32 protein-coding genes, 1 pseudogene and 1 other annotated feature are annotated in these 17491 nt (G+C 34.5%); all 33 genes and pseudogenes read left to right on the forward strand.

What is annotated here, in order from left to right:
* Window positions 1–80: 80 nt before the first annotated feature.
* The 33 genes and pseudogenes from tuf (at window position 81) to BN6774_RS02945 (ending at window position 17489) form a co-directional block, all read left to right on the forward strand.
* On the forward strand, window positions 81–1274 hold the full coding sequence (gene tuf, locus BN6774_RS02785) for an elongation factor Tu (protein WP_066889815.1): 1194 nt from the start codon (window positions 81–83) through the stop codon (window positions 1272–1274).
* Window positions 1275–1448: 174 nt separating this feature from the next.
* Window positions 1449–1598, forward strand: a complete 150-nt coding sequence (gene rpmG, locus BN6774_RS02790; RefSeq protein WP_066889817.1) for a 50S ribosomal protein L33 — start codon at window positions 1449–1451, stop codon at window positions 1596–1598.
* A 51-nt stretch (window positions 1599–1649) separates the two neighbouring features.
* Window positions 1650–1883: a preprotein translocase subunit SecE gene (gene secE, locus BN6774_RS02795; RefSeq protein ID WP_066889819.1), complete on the forward strand. Its 234-nt coding sequence runs from the start codon at window positions 1650–1652 to the stop codon at window positions 1881–1883.
* 32 nt (window positions 1884–1915) lie between these two features.
* A complete protein-coding gene (gene nusG, locus BN6774_RS02800) occupies window positions 1916–2437 on the forward strand; it encodes a transcription termination/antitermination protein NusG (RefSeq protein ID WP_066889820.1) in 522 nt (173 codons plus the stop codon).
* A 70-nt stretch (window positions 2438–2507) separates the two neighbouring features.
* Window positions 2508–2933, forward strand: coding sequence for a 50S ribosomal protein L11 (gene rplK / locus BN6774_RS02805; protein ID WP_066889822.1), 426 nt, complete (start codon window positions 2508–2510; stop codon window positions 2931–2933).
* Between the two features lie 52 nt (window positions 2934–2985).
* Complete coding sequence (gene rplA, locus BN6774_RS02810) at window positions 2986–3675, forward strand: 50S ribosomal protein L1 (protein WP_066889824.1); 690 nt, start codon at window positions 2986–2988, stop codon at window positions 3673–3675.
* A gap of 42 nt (window positions 3676–3717) precedes the next feature.
* Window positions 3718–3848, forward strand: a sequence feature (ribosomal protein L10 leader region).
* A gap of 37 nt (window positions 3849–3885) precedes the next feature.
* Entirely contained in the window at window positions 3886–4389 is a 504-nt protein-coding gene (gene rplJ, locus BN6774_RS02815) for a 50S ribosomal protein L10 (protein ID WP_066889826.1), read from the forward strand.
* A 32-nt stretch (window positions 4390–4421) separates the two neighbouring features.
* A pseudogene (gene rplL, locus BN6774_RS02820) lies at window positions 4422–4583 on the forward strand (50S ribosomal protein L7/L12); the annotation flags it as partial.
* A gap of 570 nt (window positions 4584–5153) precedes the next feature.
* Window positions 5154–5462 carry a 30S ribosomal protein S10 gene (rpsJ, locus tag BN6774_RS02825; RefSeq protein ID WP_008681195.1) on the forward strand — a complete coding sequence of 103 codons (309 nt, stop codon included), beginning with the start codon at window positions 5154–5156 and terminating at the stop codon, window positions 5460–5462.
* A 79-nt stretch (window positions 5463–5541) separates the two neighbouring features.
* Window positions 5542–6171, forward strand: a complete 630-nt coding sequence (rplC, locus tag BN6774_RS02830) for a 50S ribosomal protein L3 (protein WP_066889837.1) — start codon at window positions 5542–5544, stop codon at window positions 6169–6171.
* A gap of 24 nt (window positions 6172–6195) precedes the next feature.
* Complete coding sequence (gene rplD, locus BN6774_RS02835) at window positions 6196–6816, forward strand: 50S ribosomal protein L4 (RefSeq protein WP_066889839.1); 621 nt, start codon at window positions 6196–6198, stop codon at window positions 6814–6816.
* A complete protein-coding gene (gene rplW, locus BN6774_RS02840; protein ID WP_066889841.1) occupies window positions 6816–7106 on the forward strand; it encodes a 50S ribosomal protein L23 in 291 nt (96 codons plus the stop codon). Before rplD ends, rplW begins: the two co-directional genes overlap by 1 nt.
* Before the next feature lie 64 nt (window positions 7107–7170).
* Window positions 7171–8004, forward strand: coding sequence for a 50S ribosomal protein L2 (gene rplB, locus BN6774_RS02845; protein WP_066889843.1), 834 nt, complete (start codon window positions 7171–7173; stop codon window positions 8002–8004).
* Window positions 8005–8072: 68 nt separating this feature from the next.
* On the forward strand, window positions 8073–8357 hold the full coding sequence (rpsS, locus tag BN6774_RS02850) for a 30S ribosomal protein S19 (protein ID WP_066889845.1): 285 nt from the start codon (window positions 8073–8075) through the stop codon (window positions 8355–8357).
* Between the two features lie 21 nt (window positions 8358–8378).
* Window positions 8379–8714: a 50S ribosomal protein L22 gene (rplV, locus tag BN6774_RS02855; protein ID WP_008681188.1), complete on the forward strand. Its 336-nt coding sequence runs from the start codon at window positions 8379–8381 to the stop codon at window positions 8712–8714.
* Window positions 8715–8733: 19 nt separating this feature from the next.
* A complete protein-coding gene (gene rpsC / locus BN6774_RS02860) occupies window positions 8734–9402 on the forward strand; it encodes a 30S ribosomal protein S3 (protein ID WP_066889847.1) in 669 nt (222 codons plus the stop codon).
* A gap of 17 nt (window positions 9403–9419) precedes the next feature.
* Window positions 9420–9854: a 50S ribosomal protein L16 gene (gene rplP / locus BN6774_RS02865; RefSeq protein WP_008681186.1), complete on the forward strand. Its 435-nt coding sequence runs from the start codon at window positions 9420–9422 to the stop codon at window positions 9852–9854.
* Entirely contained in the window at window positions 9854–10066 is a 213-nt protein-coding gene (rpmC, locus tag BN6774_RS02870) for a 50S ribosomal protein L29 (RefSeq protein ID WP_008681185.1), read from the forward strand. Before rplP ends, rpmC begins: the two co-directional genes overlap by 1 nt.
* A gap of 22 nt (window positions 10067–10088) precedes the next feature.
* Window positions 10089–10343, forward strand: a complete 255-nt coding sequence (gene rpsQ / locus BN6774_RS02875; RefSeq protein WP_066889849.1) for a 30S ribosomal protein S17 — start codon at window positions 10089–10091, stop codon at window positions 10341–10343.
* Between the two features lie 28 nt (window positions 10344–10371).
* A complete protein-coding gene (rplN, locus tag BN6774_RS02880) occupies window positions 10372–10740 on the forward strand; it encodes a 50S ribosomal protein L14 (RefSeq protein ID WP_008681183.1) in 369 nt (122 codons plus the stop codon).
* A gap of 17 nt (window positions 10741–10757) precedes the next feature.
* Window positions 10758–11072 (forward strand): 50S ribosomal protein L24, encoded by a 315-nt coding sequence (gene rplX, locus BN6774_RS02885; RefSeq protein WP_066889851.1) that lies wholly within the window; start codon window positions 10758–10760, stop codon window positions 11070–11072.
* Between the two features lie 23 nt (window positions 11073–11095).
* Window positions 11096–11638, forward strand: coding sequence for a 50S ribosomal protein L5 (gene rplE, locus BN6774_RS02890; protein ID WP_066889853.1), 543 nt, complete (start codon window positions 11096–11098; stop codon window positions 11636–11638).
* Between the two features lie 15 nt (window positions 11639–11653).
* The gene (locus BN6774_RS02895; RefSeq protein WP_008681179.1) at window positions 11654–11839 is read left to right on the forward strand and encodes a type Z 30S ribosomal protein S14; all 186 of its coding nucleotides are present in this window, start codon (window positions 11654–11656) and stop codon (window positions 11837–11839) included.
* Window positions 11840–11870: 31 nt separating this feature from the next.
* Entirely contained in the window at window positions 11871–12269 is a 399-nt protein-coding gene (gene rpsH, locus BN6774_RS02900) for a 30S ribosomal protein S8 (protein WP_066889854.1), read from the forward strand.
* Between the two features lie 62 nt (window positions 12270–12331).
* A complete protein-coding gene (rplF, locus tag BN6774_RS02905; RefSeq protein ID WP_066889856.1) occupies window positions 12332–12874 on the forward strand; it encodes a 50S ribosomal protein L6 in 543 nt (180 codons plus the stop codon).
* Between the two features lie 20 nt (window positions 12875–12894).
* Window positions 12895–13257, forward strand: a complete 363-nt coding sequence (rplR, locus tag BN6774_RS02910) for a 50S ribosomal protein L18 (RefSeq protein ID WP_066889858.1) — start codon at window positions 12895–12897, stop codon at window positions 13255–13257.
* A gap of 19 nt (window positions 13258–13276) precedes the next feature.
* Entirely contained in the window at window positions 13277–13774 is a 498-nt protein-coding gene (rpsE, locus tag BN6774_RS02915; protein ID WP_066889860.1) for a 30S ribosomal protein S5, read from the forward strand.
* A 12-nt stretch (window positions 13775–13786) separates the two neighbouring features.
* Window positions 13787–13966, forward strand: a complete 180-nt coding sequence (gene rpmD, locus BN6774_RS02920; protein ID WP_008681171.1) for a 50S ribosomal protein L30 — start codon at window positions 13787–13789, stop codon at window positions 13964–13966.
* 21 nt (window positions 13967–13987) lie between these two features.
* Window positions 13988–14428: a 50S ribosomal protein L15 gene (gene rplO, locus BN6774_RS02925; protein WP_066889862.1), complete on the forward strand. Its 441-nt coding sequence runs from the start codon at window positions 13988–13990 to the stop codon at window positions 14426–14428.
* Between the two features lies 1 nt (window position 14429).
* Window positions 14430–15704, forward strand: coding sequence for a preprotein translocase subunit SecY (secY, locus tag BN6774_RS02930; protein WP_066889864.1), 1275 nt, complete (start codon window positions 14430–14432; stop codon window positions 15702–15704).
* A 22-nt stretch (window positions 15705–15726) separates the two neighbouring features.
* Window positions 15727–16377: an adenylate kinase gene (locus BN6774_RS02935; RefSeq protein ID WP_066889866.1), complete on the forward strand. Its 651-nt coding sequence runs from the start codon at window positions 15727–15729 to the stop codon at window positions 16375–16377.
* The gene (map, locus tag BN6774_RS02940; protein ID WP_066889867.1) at window positions 16377–17126 is read left to right on the forward strand and encodes a type I methionyl aminopeptidase; all 750 of its coding nucleotides are present in this window, start codon (window positions 16377–16379) and stop codon (window positions 17124–17126) included. The genes BN6774_RS02935 and map overlap by 1 nt, the downstream gene beginning before the upstream one ends.
* 51 nt (window positions 17127–17177) lie before the next feature.
* Window positions 17178–17489 carry a KOW domain-containing RNA-binding protein gene (locus BN6774_RS02945; protein WP_066889868.1) on the forward strand — a complete coding sequence of 104 codons (312 nt, stop codon included), beginning with the start codon at window positions 17178–17180 and terminating at the stop codon, window positions 17487–17489.
* Window positions 17490–17491: the final 2 nt, after the last annotated feature.

Genomic DNA, 17491 nt, shown 5'->3' on the forward strand with positions numbered 1-17491 from the left:
GTATAGAAAAATAGAACTAAATTAGATATAATAACTAAGAAGGTTCATATTATTTAATTTCCATAAAGGAGGATTTTACAATGGCAAAGCAAAAATTCGAAAGAAGTAAACCACACGTAAACATTGGAACAATCGGTCACGTTGACCACGGTAAGACAACATTAACAGCTGCAATCACAACAGTTTTAGCAAACAGAGGATTAGCAGAATCATTCAAATATGATGAAATTGATAAGGCTCCAGAAGAAAAAGAAAGAGGAATCACAATCAATACATCACACGTTGAATATGAAACAGAAAACAGACACTATGCACACGTTGACTGTCCAGGACATGCTGACTATGTTAAGAACATGATCACAGGAGCTGCTCAAATGGACGGAGCTATCTTAGTTTGTTCAGCAGCAGATGGTCCAATGCCTCAAACAAGAGAGCACATCCTACTAGCATCAAGAGTTGGAGTTGACTACATAGTAGTATTCTTAAACAAAGCTGATATGGTAGATGATGAAGAATTATTAGAATTAGTTGAAATGGAAGTTAGAGAATTATTATCAGAATACAACTTCCCAGGCGATGATATTCCAGTAGTTAAGGGTTCAGCTTTAGTAGCTTTAGAAAACCCAACAGATGAAAAAGCAATCGCTCCAATCCTTGAGTTAATGGAAGCTGTAGACAGCTACATCCCAACTCCAGAAAGAGCAACAGATAAGCCATTCTTAATGCCAGTAGAAGATGTATTCACAATCACTGGTAGAGGAACAGTTGCAACGGGAAGAGTTGAAAGAGGAGTTCTTCACGTAGGAGACGAAGTAGAAATCGTTGGATTACAAGAAGATACAAGAAAAGTAGTAGTAACAGGAATAGAAATGTTCAGAAAGTTACTAGACGAAGCGCAAGCTGGAGATAACGTTGGAGTTCTTTTAAGAGGAGTTCAAAGAACTGACATCGAAAGAGGTCAAGTATTAGCAAAAGTTGGATCAGTTAAGCCACACCAAAAGTTCGTAGGTCAAGTTTACGTACTTAAGAAAGAAGAAGGTGGAAGACATACTCCATTCTTCGATGGATACAGACCACAATTCTACTTCAGAACAACAGACGTTACTGGATCAATCAAATTACCAGAAGGTATGGAAATGGTTATGCCAGGAGACCACATCGACATGAACGTTGAATTAATCACTAGAGTTGCAATGGACGAAGGATTAAGATTCGCGATTAGAGAAGGTGGAAGAACTGTAGGTTCAGGAGTTGTTACTAGCATAATCGAATAATAAATAAGTGATAAAGCTGTGTGTGGGACTGGGTTTCATTACCTAGTCCTTTGCAAGGCTTATATATTGACATAATAGCTGTTTTGTGATAATGTGTTTAGGTAATTAACGAAAATACATTAACATAAAGTAGCATAGTTTTATATTATTTACGGTAAACTGGAGGTGCAGACTGTGAGAGTAAAGGTAACTTTAGCATGCACAGAGTGTAAGCAAAGAAATTACAATTCAATGAAAAACAAGAAAAATAACCCAGACAGATTAGAAATGCATAAATACTGCAAATTCTGTAAGAAACATACACTTCATAAAGAAACTAAGTAATTAGCTGATATAGTTTTGACATATACTCACAATGATTAAGGATGTGAAGTAATGGCTGTTAAGGAAAATGTAAATTTAACTAAAAAAACACCAAGTAATGGTGGAATATTTAATTTTTTTAGAGGGGTTAAGGCAGAAGTTAAAAGAATAACTTGGCCTTCTAAAAATGAAACTAAAAAAGCGTTAATTGCAGTTGGCGTAGTTGTACTAATATATATTGTATTAGTAGGTGGGTTAGATTATATTTTTCAAAACCTCTTTAAATTCATTTTAAATTTTAAATAAAGGAGGTTTAGGCTTTAAGCCTATAAGAAAATATGAGCGAAAAAGCAAGATGGTATGTTGTACACACATACTCAGGCTACGAAAACAAAGTTAAAGCAAATCTTGAAAAGACCATTGAAAATAGAAATCTTCAAAACTTGTTACAAGACATTCAAGTGCCTATGGAAGAAGTAGTAGAAGAGAAAGATGGGAAACAAAAGATTTCTCTAAAGAAGAAGTTTCCTGGATATGTGTTAGTAAAAATGCTAATGACAGATGAGTCATGGTATGTGGTTAGAAACACTAGGGGTGTAACAGGTTTTGTTGGCCCAGCTTCTAAACCAGTTCCCTTAACAGATGAAGAAATTGAATCCATGGGAGTTAAAGAAGCTCCGGTAGAGATTGATTTAGAAGTAGGGGAAAGCGTAAGAGTTATCTCAGGGCCACTAAGAGAATTTGTGGCTATAATTCAAGAGATAAATATAGAAAAACGCAAAATTAAAGCGTTAATCGATATGTTCGGCAGAGAAACTCTAGCTGAACTAGAATTTACACAAGTTGAAAAATTAGTTTAATATAAGCTAATGTTTTAATTAAGTGGGAGGACTTAAGTCCGTATTACCACAGTATAGGAGGAATATTAACATGGCTAAGAAAGTAACAGGGATGATTAAACTTCAACTTCCTGCAGGTAAGGCAACACCAGCACCACCAGTAGGACCAGCATTAGGTCAACATGGTGTTAATATTATGGGATTCTGTAAGGAGTTCAATGCAAAGACTGCTAACCAAGCTGGATTAATAATACCAGTTGTTATAACAGTTTACCAAGATAGATCTTTTAGTTTTATACTAAAGACTCCACCAGCAGCAGTTCTTATAAAGAAGGAATTAGGAATCGAAAGTGGTTCAGGAGTTCCAAACAGAACTAAAGTTGGTAAGTTAACAAAGGATCAAGTAAGAAAAATTGCTGAGTTAAAGATGCCTGACTTAAATGCAGCAACTATCGAAACTGCTATGAGCATGATCGAAGGTACTGCAAGAAGTATGGGAGTAACTGTTGAAGAGTAATTCGTAAAAAAGTGGGAGGTAAAAACCGTTAATACCACAAAGGAGGCAAATTATGGGAAAGAATTATATTGAAAGCGCAAAATTAATAGATAAGAGTGCATTATACACTCCATCTGAAGCTTTAGATTTAGCTGTTAAAACTGCTAAGGCAAAGTTTGATGAAACTATAGAACTACACGTTAGATTAGGGGTTGACCCAAGACACGCAGATCAACAAGTTAGAGGAGCTGTTGTTCTTCCAAACGGAACTGGTAGAACAGTAAGAGTTTTAGTATTCGCTAAGGGCGAAAAAGCTAAAGAAGCTCAAGAAGCTGGTGCAGATTTCGTTGGAGCTGAAGAATTAGTTCAAAAGATCCAAACTGAAAACTGGTTTGATTATGATGTAGTTGTAGCTACACCAGATATGATGGGTGTTGTTGGTAGAATCGGTAGAGTTTTAGGACCTAAAGGATTAATGCCAAACCCAAAATCAGGAACAGTAACATTTGATGTTGCTAAGGCTATAGCTGATATCAAAGCTGGTAAGGTTGAATATAGAGTTGACAAAACTGCTATAGTTCACTGCCCAATCGGAAAGAAGTCTTTTGGAGTTGAAAAACTACAACAAAACTTCCACGCTTTAATGGATGCTTTAATAAAAGCAAAACCAGCTGCTGCTAAGGGACAATACGTTAAATCAGTATCTGTTTCAAGCACAATGGGACCTGGAGCTAAAATTAACCCAACAAAAGTTTTAGATTAGTATTGACAAGTATAAGACTATGTAATATAATCTTATCTGTTGAAAAAAAGAATACTAATTCCAAAGACAGTAGGTGCCGAAAGGTTTAAATAATTGCCTACCGAGGAATACCAAGGTAAGTAATTATTTGTTGGTCTTCCTATGTCTATGGGAAGGCCTTTCTTAATATAAAATTGCAGTTAAAAACTGTGAGGAGGTGGACACACAGTAATGAACAAGAATAGACAAATTAAAGAAGCTAAGGTAGCTGAAATTAAAGAAAAGTTAGAAAAAGCTCAAGGAGTTGTTCTAGCAAACTATCAAGGTTTAACAGTTGAAGAAGATACAGCTTTAAGAAAAAGCTTAAGAGAAGCAGGTGTTGAATACAAGGTTTATAAAAACAACCTAGTAGTATTAGCTGCTAATGAATTAGGAATTCAAGGTCTTGATGAATACTTAGAAGGACCAGTTTCTATAGCATTTGGTTATGAAGATGCTACTGCTCCAGCAAGAGTATTACATACATTTGCTAAGGATCACAAGAAATTAGAATTAAAAGCAGGTATGGTAGATAAGACTATATACAACAAAGAACAAGTTGAAAAGCTTGCTACAATACCATCAAAAGAAGTTCTTATCGCAAAACTTCTTGGAAGCTTCAAAGCTCCATTATCAAACCTTGCATATTTATTAAATGCAATTAAAGAAAAGAAAGAATCAGAATCAGCTGAATAATAACTGATAAAAATTTTGGAGGTGCAATTAAAATGACAAGAGAAGATATAATTCAAGCTATAAAAGAAATGACTGTTTTAGAATTAAACGAGCTAGTTACAGCTTGTGAAGAAGAATTTGGTGTAAGCGCTGCTGCTCCAGTAGCAGTTGCAGGAGCTGTTGCAGGTGGTGCTGCAGCTGCAGAAGAAAAAACTNGTAATAATTTGCATAAAGTAAGTAAAATAAATTTAAAATAAATATAAGAAATTGTGATCACATTTAGAGAGTAAGGGGACGCCTTTACTCTCTTTTCTTTTTTTATGAAAATCAATAGATTTATATAAAATAAAAAAATATAAATTACTTGTAAATGATTAATATATTAAAAATGGTTAAAAATAATAAAGAGAAAAAATATATGTGAAAAATTACATAAAAAAATATATTGATAAATAAAAGAAACACATATAAAATATATTTGCTAAAGAAATTATAAATAAAAAGATATTAAAAATTATGTTTTAAATTTTAAGAAAAAACGCTAAAAAACTCTTGAAAAGCCTATGCAATCATAGTATAATGTAGGAGTTGTATAGCAAACAGCGATGAATCAGGAGGTTGCCGGACTTCCGGGTTAATTCCTGATGAGTATGTTAGGATCTAGAATCCAACGACAGGGGTTTTGTAAATCCATGTGTCAAAATATGAAACACGTGGAACAGTTTATAGAACATCCGCTGTTGTGCGTTAGAAGTAAAGCGTACATGAAAAGGAGGGAAACCAAGATGTCAAAACAAAAAATAAGAATCAGATTAAAGGCTTTTGATCACAACATTTTAGATCAATCAGCTGAGAAAATTGTTGAAACAGCAAAATCAACAGGAGCTAAGGTTGCAGGTCCAGTACCACTACCTACAGAAAAAGATGTTGTTACTATATTAAGAGCTGTTCACAAATACAAAGATTCCAGAGAGCAATTCGAAATCAGAACACACAAGAGATTAATCGATATAGTTAATCCATCACCAAAAACAGTTGATGCATTAATGAGATTAAACTTACCAGCTGGTGTTGATATCGAAATAAAGCTATAGTCAATACTTATTAAATAAACAGTTTGAACTATTATGATTGTAATAACAATCCGCTAATATGTTTAGGAGGTGTAGATACATGAAAAAAGCTATATTAGGAAAGAAAATTGGAATGACTCAAATCTTTGATGCTAACGGAAAAGTTGTTCCTGTAACAGTAGTAGAAGCTGGCCCATGTGTTGTTGTTCAAAAGAAAACTATCGAGAAGGATGGTTATGAAGCAATACAAGTAGGTTTTGGAGACATAAGAGAAAAATTAGTTAACAAGCCAAAGAAGGGACACTATGCTAAGGCAGGAGTTTCATTAAAGAGAAGATTAAAAGAGTTCAGATTAGAAGATTGTTCAGCTTATGAAGTTGGTCAAGAAATAAAAGCTGACTTATTCGAAGTTGGAGAAAAAGTTGACGTATCAGGAGTTTCTAAAGGTAAGGGATTCCAAGGCGTTATCAAGAGATGGAATGCTAATAGAGGACCAATGACTCACGGTTCTAAGTTCCACAGAGCAGTAGGTTCAATGGGAGCTTCATCAGATCCATCAAGAACTTTCAAAAACAAGAATATGCCAGGACATATGGGAGCTGTTAATACAACAGTATTAAATTTAGAAGTAGTTAAGGTAATAGCTGAAAAGAACTTAATACTAATCAAGGGTGGTATCCCAGGACCTAATAAAGGTACAGTAGTAATAAGAAATGCAGTTAAAGCTTAATTTCTGTAGAAAGGAGGAAACAGGATGCCTACAGTAGGATTATTTAATCAAGAAGGAAAACAAGTTGGAGATATCCAATTAAATGATAATGTGTTCGGAGTTGAAGTTAACACTGATGCTATGCATCAAGTTGTTGTTGCTTTATTAGCAAACAAAAGACAAGGAACTCAATCAGCTAAGACAAGAGCTGAGGTTAGAGGAGGCGGAATCAAGCCTTGGAGACAAAAAGGAACTGGTAGAGCAAGACAAGGTTCTATAAGAGCACCACAATGGATAAAAGGTGGTATTGTTTTTGCACCAAAGCCAAGAGACTACAGAGTTTCAGTTCCAAAGAGCATGAGAAGAGTAGCTATGAAGTCTGCTTTAACTAGTAAGGTTCAAGACAACCAAATGGTAGTTCTTGAAGCGTTATCTTTAGAAGCACCAAAGACTAAGCAAATGGTTGAAGTTTTAAAAGCATTTGATGCTAAGAAAACTTTAATAGTAACTGGAGAATCTAACGAAGTACTTTACAAATCAGCTAGAAATATTGCTGACGTACAAATTATGCCAGTTAACAACATCAATGTTTATGATTTATTAAAGTTTGAAAAATTAATCATAACTAAGGATGCTGTATCAAAAATTGAGGAGGTGTACGCATAATGACAAGCTATGATATCATAAGAAAGCCTGTTATCACTGAAAAAAGCATGAATGCTATGGCAGACAAGAAGTACACTTTCATAGTTCAAATAAATGCAAACAAAGTTCAAATCAAGAAGGCTGTAGAAGAAATCTTCGGCGTTAAGGTTGACAAAGTTCAAACTTTAAGAACTATGGGAAAAACAAAGAGAATGGGCGTACATGTAGGAAAAAGAGCAGACTTCAAGAAAGCTGTTGTTACTTTAACAGAAGACAGTAAGAACATTGAATTCTTCGAAGGAATGCAATAACGCAAATAAAGCGTATTATTGGTATTTAAATACCAGAGAAGCTTAAAGTAAGGAGGGAATTTACATGGCAGTTAAAAAGTTTAGACCAACTACCCCATCAAGAAGACAAATGACAATGGCTACTTTTGAAGAAATTACAACAAGTACTCCTGAGAAGTCACTTCTTGTTTCATTAAACAAAACTGGTGGTAGAAATGCTCAAGGTAAAATAACTGTTAGACACCACGGTGGTGGAGCTAAGAGAAAATATAGAATAATAGATTTCAAGAGAAATAAGGATGGTATCCCAGCAAAGGTTGCTACAATAGAATACGATCCAAACAGAACAGCATACATAGCTTTAGTTGTATATGCTGATGGTGAAAAGAGATATATAATTGCTCCAGTTGGATTAAAGGTTGGAGATGTTATAGTTTCAGGAGCAGATGCTGATATCAAAGTTGGTAACGCTCTTCCATTAAAGAACATACCAGTAGGTACTTTTGTACACAATATTGAATTACAAATTGGCAAAGGTGGCCAAATGGTAAGATCAGCTGGTACTTCAGCTCAATTAATGGCTAAAGAAGGTAACTATGCTACATTAAGATTACCTTCAGGTGAAATGAGATATGTTAGAATCGAATGTAGAGCTACAATCGGAACTGTTTCAAATACTACTAACGATATAATCAATATCGGTAAAGCTGGTAGAAAGAGACATATGGGATGGAGACCTACAGTTAGAGGTTCTGTAATGAACCCTTGCGATCACCCTCACGGTGGTGGAGAAGGTAGATCACCTATCGGTAGACCAAGTCCAGTTACTCCATGGGGTAAACCAGCACTTGGATACAAGACAAGAAAGAATAAGAAGTATTCTGACAAATTCATAATAAAGAGAAGAAACGATAAGTAGTATGAAGAGAAGTTAAATTTCTCTTCATGGCTTGTCAGCCTAGAGATTATGAAGGGAGGCAAATTATAGTGAGTAGATCAACAAAAAAAGGGCCTTTTGTACATGAAGGACTTTTAAAGAAAATTGAAGAAATGAATGCTAGTGGAGATAAGAAGGTTGTTAAAACTTGGTCAAGAAGTTCAACAATATTCCCACAAATGATCGGTCATACAATAGCTGTTCACGATGGAAGAAAGCATGTTCCAGTTTTCATAAGTGAAGACATGGTTGGACACAAGCTTGGTGAGTTCGCATTAACTAGAACTTACAGAGGACACGATTATGACGAAAAAGCAGCAAGAAAAAGAAAGTAATCCCGGAAAGGAGGAACATAAATGGAAGCTAGAGCTATAGCTAAATATGTTAGAATGTCTCCAACAAAAGTAGGAGTAGTTCTTGATTTAATAAGAGGAAAAAATATTCAAGAGGCTTTCGCTATTTTACAATATACTCCAAAAGATGCAGCTGTTGTTATAAACAAAGTTTTAAAATCAGCTGTTGCTAATGCAGAAAATAATCACGAAATGGATGTAGAAAGATTATATGTAGCAGAAGCATTCGTTGGTGCAGGTCCAACACTTAAGAGATTCAGACCAATGGATCACGGTAAAGCATTTAGAATTAACAAAAGAACAAGTAACATTACACTTGTAGTTAAAGAAAGAGCTTAGAAAGAAGGAGGGAAATCAAGTGGGTCAAAAAGTACATCCTCATGGACTTAGAGTAGGAGTTATCAAAGATTGGGATGCTAAATGGTATGCTTCAAAGAAGAACTTTGCAGACAATCTAATCGAAGATAACAAAATAAGAGAATTCGTAAAGAAGGAACTTTTCTCAGCTGGAATTTCAAAGATTGAAATTGAAAGAGCTGCTAAGAGAGTTAAGTTAAATATATATACTGCTAAACCAGGTGTTATAATCGGAAAAGGTGGAGCAGGAATTGAAGCTTTAAAAGCTAAGTTAGCTAAAGTTGCTGACAATAAAAACTTATTAATCAACATAGTTGAAGTTAAGAATGCTGAAGCAAATGCTCAATTAATGGCAGAAAATATAGCTGCTCAATTAGAAAAAAGAGTATCATTCAGAAGAGCTATGAAACAAAGCATCCAAAGAGCTATGAAACTTGGAGCTAAAGGTGTTAAGACAGCTTGTTCAGGTAGATTAGGCGGAGCTGAAATAGCTAGAACAGAACAATATCATGAAGGAACAATTCCACTACAAACTTTAAGAGCAGACATCGATTATGGATTTGCAGAAGCTGATACAACATACGGAAAAATCGGCGTAAAAGTTTGGGTTTATAATGGAGAAGTTCTTCCAACTAAAAAAGTTGAAAAGAAGGAAGAAGTTAACGCATAAGAAAGGAGGAATTAGTCATGTTAATGCCTAAAAGAGTTAAGCATCGTAAGGTACAACGTGGTAGAATGAAAGGGAAAGCTACAAGAGGTAATTTCCTTGCATACGGAGATTTTGGTATTCAAGCTACAACATGTGGTTGGATAACTAGTAATCAAATTGAATCTGCCAGAATTGCTATAAACAGATATATAAGAAGAGGAGGAAAACTTTGGATAAAGATTTTCCCAGATAAGCCAGTAACTGAAAAGCCAGCTGAAACAAGAATGGGTTCAGGTAAGGGTTCACCAGAATACTGGGTAGCAGTAGTTAAACCTGGTAGAGTTTTATTTGAATTATCAGGAGTTAATGAAGAAGTTGCAAGAGAAGCAATGAGACTTGCATCACACAAACTTCCTGTAAAGTGTAAATTCGTTACAAGAAGAGATTTTGAGGAAATGGGTGGTGAAGAATAATGAAGGCTAGAGAATTAAAAGAATTAAGAGCAAATAATCCTCAAGATTTAAAGGTTAAATTAAATGACCTTAAGGCTGAATTATTCAACTTAAGATTCCAATTAGCTACAGGTCAATTAGAAAATCCTATGAGAATAAGAGAAGTAAAAAAATCTATAGCCCAAATCAAAACCATCATTAGAGAAGAAGAGATCAGGGCTTTCGAGCAGTAAATCTGAAAGGAGGTAACTCTTAATGGAAAGAGGACTAAGAAAGAAAAGAATAGGTAGAGTTGTTTCAGATAAAATGGATAAAACAATAGTTGTTGCTGTTGAAACTAAGGTTAGACACCCATTATATGGTAAGACAGTTAATAGAACAACTAAGTTTAAGGCTCATGATGAAAACAATGAAGCTAAAATTAATGATAGAGTTTTAATTATGGAAACTAGACCATTATCTAAAGATAAGAGATGGAGACTTGTTGAAATAGTTGAAAAAGCTAAATAGGCTTTAAGTCTGAAAGGAGGGTAATTCAATGATACAACAACAAACCTTACTAAAAGTAGCAGATAACTCAGGTGCAAAGGAAATTATGTGCATAAGAGTTTTAGGCGGATCAAAGAGAAAGTTCGGTAACATTGGAGATGTAATAGTTGCTAGCGTTAAAAGTGCAACACCAGGCGGAGTTGTTAAAAAGGGAGACGTTGTAAAGGCTGTTATAGTTAGATCAGTAAGAGGATTAAGAAGAGCTGATGGTTCATACATTAAGTTTGATGAAAATGCAGCTGTTATTATAAAGGATGATAAGCAACCAAGAGGAACTCGTATCTTCGGACCAGTTGCTAGGGAGCTAAGAGATAACGAATTTAACAAGATTTTATCATTAGCACCTGAAGTTCTATAATGGAGGAGGTGTCTTATTTGAAGGTACATGTTAGAAAAAACGACACAGTTGTAGTTGTTTCTGGTAAAGATAAAGGAAAAACTGGTGAAGTTTTAAAGGTATATCCTAAGACAGGTAAAGTTATTGTTCAAGGAGTTAATATAGTTAAAAAGCACCAAAAGCCAAGCAGAGCGAATATGCAAGGCGGAATAGTTGAAAGAGAAGGAGCTATATACAGCTCAAAAGTTATGTTATACTGCACAAAGTGCAAAAATGCTACAAGAATTAGTAACAAAATATTAGAAGATGGTACTAAAGTTAGAGTTTGTAAGAAGTGCGGAGAAACATTCTAAAATCTGAAAGGAGGTACTAAATTATGACAACAAGACTTCAAGAAAAATATCAAAAAGAAGTAATTCCAGCTATGATTGAAAAGTTCGGATATAAAAATATAATGGAAGTTCCAAAGCTTGAAAAGATAGTTATCAACATGGGTGTTGGAGAAGCTAAGGACAATCAAAAAATATTAGAAGCAGCAGTTAACGATTTAAGCATAATTGCAGGTCAAAAGCCAATCTTAACAAGAGCTAAGAAATCAGTTGCTAACTTTAAGATTAGAGAAAATATGGCTTTAGGATGTAAGGTTACATTAAGAAAAGCAAAGATGTATGAATTTGCTGATAAGTTAATGACAATTGCTCTTCCAAGAGTTAGAGACTTCAGAGGAGTTTCAAGCAAAGCTTTTGATGGTAGAGGAAACTACTCACTAGGAGTTAAAGAGCAATTAATATTCCCAGAAATCGAGTATGATAAAATAGACAAGGTGAGAGGAATGGATATCATCTTCGTAACAACAGCTAACACTGACGAAGAAGCAAGAGAATTACTAAGATTCCTTGGAATGCCATTCGCTCAATAATAAGGAGGGGAAACCGTGGCACGTAAAGCTATTATAGAAAAGTGGAAAAAAGAACCAAAATATAAAACAAGAGCTTATACAAGATGCAGAATATGTGGAAGACCACATTCAGTATTAAAGAAGTTTGGTATATGCCGTATATGTTTTAGAGAACTTGCTTACAAGGGCCAAATCCCTGGTTGTAAGAAAGCAAGTTGGTAAAAAACTGATATAGTGAAAGGAGGCACATTAAATGGTTATGACAGATCCTATCGCAGATTTGCTAACTCGTATAAGAAACGCAAATGCTGTTAGACATGAAGTAGTAGAAGTTCCTTCATCAAACGTGAAGAAGGCTATTGCAAATATATTATTACAAGAGGGATATATAAAAGAATTAGAGGAATATAACGATGGTGTTGTTCCAATGTTAAGAATATCTCTTAAGTATGGTGCAGATAAAGAAAGAGTTATAACTGGTATAAAGAGAATTTCTAAACCAGGACTTAGAGTTTACTGCAAGAAAGATGAAATTCCAAAGGTATTAAGCGGACTTGGTATTGCTATAATCTCAACATCAACTGGATTATTAGTTGACAGAGAAGCAAGAAAAGCTGGATTAGGCGGAGAAGTACTTTGCTACGTTTGGTAATTGCAAATTAGAAAGTAACTAGATTAACATATATAAGAACAAGTAAAACAGGAGGTGCGATTATGTCAAGAGTAGGTAGATTACCTATAACTATACCTGCAGGCGTAACTGTAGCTGTTTCAGCAGATAACGTTGTTTCAGTTAAGGGTCCAAAGGGCGAACTTGTTAAAGCTATGGACAAAGACATGAATATAGCAGTTGAAAATAACCAAGTTGTTGTTACTAGACCTAGTGATCAAAAAGAGCACAGAGCTCTTCACGGATTAACTAGAGCATTAATCAACAACATGATAATTGGAGTAGAAAAAGGATTCGAAAAGAATTTAGAATTAATCGGTGTTGGTTACAGAGCTCAATTACAAGGAAAGAAACTTGTAATGAACTTAGGATATTCACATCCAGTTGAAATAGAACCTATGGAAGGTATTACTTTCGAAACTCCAGCTGCAACTAAAGTAGTTGTTAAAGGAATAGACAAGGAAAAAGTTGGAGCTGCAGCGGCTGATATCAGATCATGGAGAAAGCCTGAACCATATAAGGGTAAAGGAATCAAGTACGATAACGAAGTAATCAGACGTAAAGAAGGTAAAACTGGTAAGAAATAATAGAAAGGAGTGAAACCTTTATGTTTAAGAAGGTAGACAGAAAAGCTAGTAGAGAAAGACGTCACCTAAGAGTACGTAAGAAAATTTCTGGTACTCCTGAAAGACCAAGACTTTCAGTATATAGAAGTGAAAAAAATATATATGCTCAAATTATAGATGATGTTAATTCAGTAACATTAGTTTCAGCTTCAAGCTTAGATAAAGCAGTAGATGTTAAAGTAGGCGGAAATAAAGAAGCAGCTAAATTAGTTGGTGAATTAATAGCTAAGAAAGCTTTAGAAAAGGGAATCTCAGAAGTTGTATTCGATAGAGGTGGATACGTATATCACGGAAGAGTTCAAACTTTAGCTGAAGCAGCAAGAGAAGCAGGCTTAAAATTCTAATAAACAAGGAGGGAAATACATGAGAATCGATCCTAGCACACTAGACCTTAAGGAAAAGGTTGTTAACATAAACAGAGTAACTAAGGTTGTTAAGGGTGGTAGAAACTTCAGATTCAGCGCTTTAGTAGTTGTAGGTGACGAAAACGGACACGTAGGCGTTGGAATGGGTAAGTCAATAGAAATCCCAGAAGCAATTAAAAAAGGAATAGAAGACGCTAAGAAACATTTAGTAAGTGTTGCAATAGTTGGAACAACTGTTCCTCATGAAATATATGGAAAATTCGGAACTGGTAAAGTTCTTATAATGCCAGCTAAAGAAGGTACAGGAGTTATCGCTGGAGGTCCAGCTAGATCTGTATTAGAATTAGCAGGATTAAAGGATGTTAGAGCTAAGTCATTAGGTTCAAACAATCCAAAAAACATGGTAAATGCTACAATTAACGGTTTAGCAAACTTAAGAACAGCTGAAGATATAGCTAAATTAAGAGGCAAAACTGTTGAAGAAATTTTAGGTTAGGAGGGAAAAGCAATGGCAAAAATTAAAGTTACTCTTGTTAAGAGTTTAATTGGAAGAAAAAAAGACCATATTGCTACTGCACATGCCCTTGGACTAAAAAAGATTGGTAAGACAGTAGAACATGAAGAAACTCCTCAAATCAGAGGAATGATTAACAAAGTTGACTATCTACTAAAAGTAGAAGAAGTTTAATAAGAGGAGGTGCATTGGGTAATGAAACTTCATGAATTAAAACCAGCAGCTGGAAGTAAGAAAGCTCCTAAAAGAGTTGGTAGAGGTACTGGTTCAGGTTTAGGTAGAAATGCTGGAAAAGGTGAAAAAGGCCAAAAGGCTAGATCAGGTGGCGGAGTAAGACCAGGATTTGAAGGTGGTCAAATGCCATTATACAGAAGACTTCCTAAGAGAGGATTCACAAATATATTTGCTAAGCAATATGTTAGCATTAATGTAGATAGATTAAATATATTTGAAAACGGAACTGAAATAACACCAGAAGTTTTACTTGAAAGAAGAGTTATCAGTAAGGTAAAAGACGGCGTTAAGATTTTAGGAAACGGAACACTAGAGAAAAGCCTAACTGTTAAAGGATGTAAGTTCTCAAAATCAGCGGCTGAAAAGATAGAAGCAGCTGGAGGAAAAGTTGAGGTGATTTAGTATGCTATCAACCCTACGTAATGCCTGGAAGGTTCCCGAATTAAAAAAGAGATTTTTATGGACTATATTTTTAGTTGCAATTTTCAGGATAGGAACACATATTCCTGTTCCTGGAATTAGCACAGATGTTTTAAAAAATTTAGCTAGTAGTGGAACTATTTTTGGTTTCTATGATCTAATATCAGGAGGAGCATTTAGACAATTTAGTATATTTGCTTTAAGTGTAACACCATATATTAATGCTTCTATTATAGTTCAACTTTTAACTATAGCAATTCCTTCATTAGAGCAACTTTCAAAAGAAGGCGAAGATGGAAGAAAGAAGATTCAAAAGATCACAAGAATTTTATCAATAGTTATTGGATTTATTCTTGCTTTTGGTACTTATAGCATGGTTGCAGCTAAAGGAGCTACAGTAGGAATGGTATGGCCTGAAATTATTGTTGTATTAATAGCTTTAGTAGCAGGTTCAACATTCTGTATGTGGTTAGGAGATCAAATTACAGCTAAAGGATTTGGAAATGGTATATCTATATTGATATTCGTAAATATAGTATCTCAGTTACCTATAACTTTAATGTCATTATTTACATTAAAGGATCAAGGAAAAATTTCTATAATAGAAATTTTATTATTTGTTGCTGCTGCAATTTTATTATTAGGAATAGTAATATTCTTCTCATTAGCAGAGAGAAGAATCCCTGTACAATATGCTGGTAAGGCTGTTGGATCTAAGGTTATGAGAGGCCAAAGCACTCATATTCCTTTAAGTATTATAGGATCTGCTGTTATAGCCATAATATTTGCTATGTCAGTTATGATGTTCCCTAAAACAATTGCAGAATTCTTCCCAAATTATGACTGGGCAATTTGGATAACAAGTAATAAATATAGTATATTTAATGAAAAAACTTGGATGTATCCAGTAGTTTATTCAATATTAACTATATTCTTTACATGGTTCTATACACAAATTACTTTTAAACCAGATGAAATGTCAGAAAATCTGCATAAATCAGCTGGATTTGTACCAGGAGTAAGACCAGGAGAAGCAACAGAAAAATATTTTGAAAAAGTACTTACAAAAGTATCTTTAGTTGGAGGAGTATTTGCTGCTTTACTAGCAATACTACCAATATTAATTTCAAACTCACAATTACAAGGAATTCAATTTGGTGGAACATCATTATTAATTATGGTTGGGGTTGGACTTGATTTTTCAAGACAATTAGACTCACAATTAGTAATGAGACATTATCAAGGATTCTTAAAATAGATTAATAATGGAGATGATGCCCGTGAAGATAGTATTATTAGGTCCTCCTGGAGCAGGTAAGGGAACACAGGCAAAATCAATTAGTAATAGATACTCAATACCACATATTTCTACAGGAGATATATTTAGAAAAAATATTTCTGAAAATACTCCTTTAGGAATAGAAGCTAAGAAGCACATCGATAAAGGACAGTTAGTACCTGATGAAGTTACTATTAATATGGTAAAAGACAGGTTACAACAAGATGACTGTAAAAATGGATATTTATTAGATGGTTTCCCAAGGACAGTTAATCAAGCAGAAGCGCTTCAAGAATTCCTTTTAGGAAGAAATGAATCCCTTGATACTGCTTTATTAATTGAAGTACCTACTGGATTTATTTTAGAAAGAATGACAGGTAGAAGAGTATGTCCATCATGTGGAGCTAGCTATCATATAAAGTTTAATCCACCAACTATAGCAGGCAAATGTGATGTTTGTGGAAGTGATGTAATCCAAAGAAAAGATGATACAGAAGAAACTGTATCTGAAAGACTTGATGTGTATGAGAGACAAACACAACCACTGATTGATTTTTATAAAGAAAGAAACTTACTTTCAATTGTAGATGGAACAAAAGCTATTAATGAAGTATTTGAAGGTATCTGTAGTATCTTAGGGAGCGTTGAATAATGATCATCATTAAAAACAACAAAGAAATAGACCTAATGAGATCAGCAGGTAAAATAGTAGCAGAAACATTACTACTAGTTGAGGAAAAAGTAAGACCAGGAATAACTACTGCTGAAATAGACAGGATAGCAGAAGAATTTATAACTAAGCATGGAGCAAAGCCTTCATTTAAAGGGCTGTATGGTTTTCCAGCTTCACTATGTATATCTGTTAACGAGCAAGTAGTTCATGGGATCCCAGGAGGTTATGTATTAAAAGATGGCGATATAATTAGTGTAGACTGTGGGGCTCATATTAATGGATTTCACGGAGATGCTGCAAGAACCTTTGGTGTTGGAAATATAAGTGAAGAAGCAAAAAAGTTAATTAATGTAACTAGAGAAAGTTTCTTTAGAGGTATAGAATATGCTAAGGTTGGGAACAGACTTACTGATATATCACATGGAATACAAAGCTACGTTGAAGCCTCAGGCTTTTCTGTAGTTAGAGATTTCGTAGGACACGGTATAGGTAGAGTTGTACACGAAGATCCAGAAGTACCTAATTATGGTCAACCGGGAAGGGGACCAAAATTAGTAGAGGGAATGGCTTTAGCCATTGAACCTATGGTTAATGTAGGCAGCTATAAAGTTAAGACATTAAAAGATAACTGGACTGTAGTAACTAGTGATGGAAGTCTATCTGCGCACTACGAAAATACAATTGTAATTTTACCAGATGGACCCGAAATATTAACACTGATTAAATAAGTGTTGCTTAGTTATAAATTCGCATGATACCAAAAGGTGGCTTGTAGATTTATGGCTAAGGTAATCATTGAGGTGAAAAGTTTGCAAAACAATGACTTAATTGGGAAAGTGGTTCTTTCAAAAAGAGGAAGAGATAAAAGTCATTTATATGTTGTAATAGGGCATTTAAGTGATAATTATGTAATTCTTAGTAATGGGAGCACTAAAACAGTTCAGATGCCGAAACAGAAGAATTTAAAACATATAAGTGTTTTAAATGATGTAGATGATGAGATTAAAGAATCTATCATGTCAAAGGATAGAGGTACTGATTTAAAAATAAAAAGATTTCTAAAACTTAAAGGCATTGTTAAGGAGGGTTGATT

Origin of the sequence: Clostridium nigeriense, assembly GCF_900086595.1 — a bacterium.
GTDB classification, from domain to species: Bacteria; Bacillota; Clostridia; order Clostridiales; family Clostridiaceae; genus Clostridium; species Clostridium nigeriense.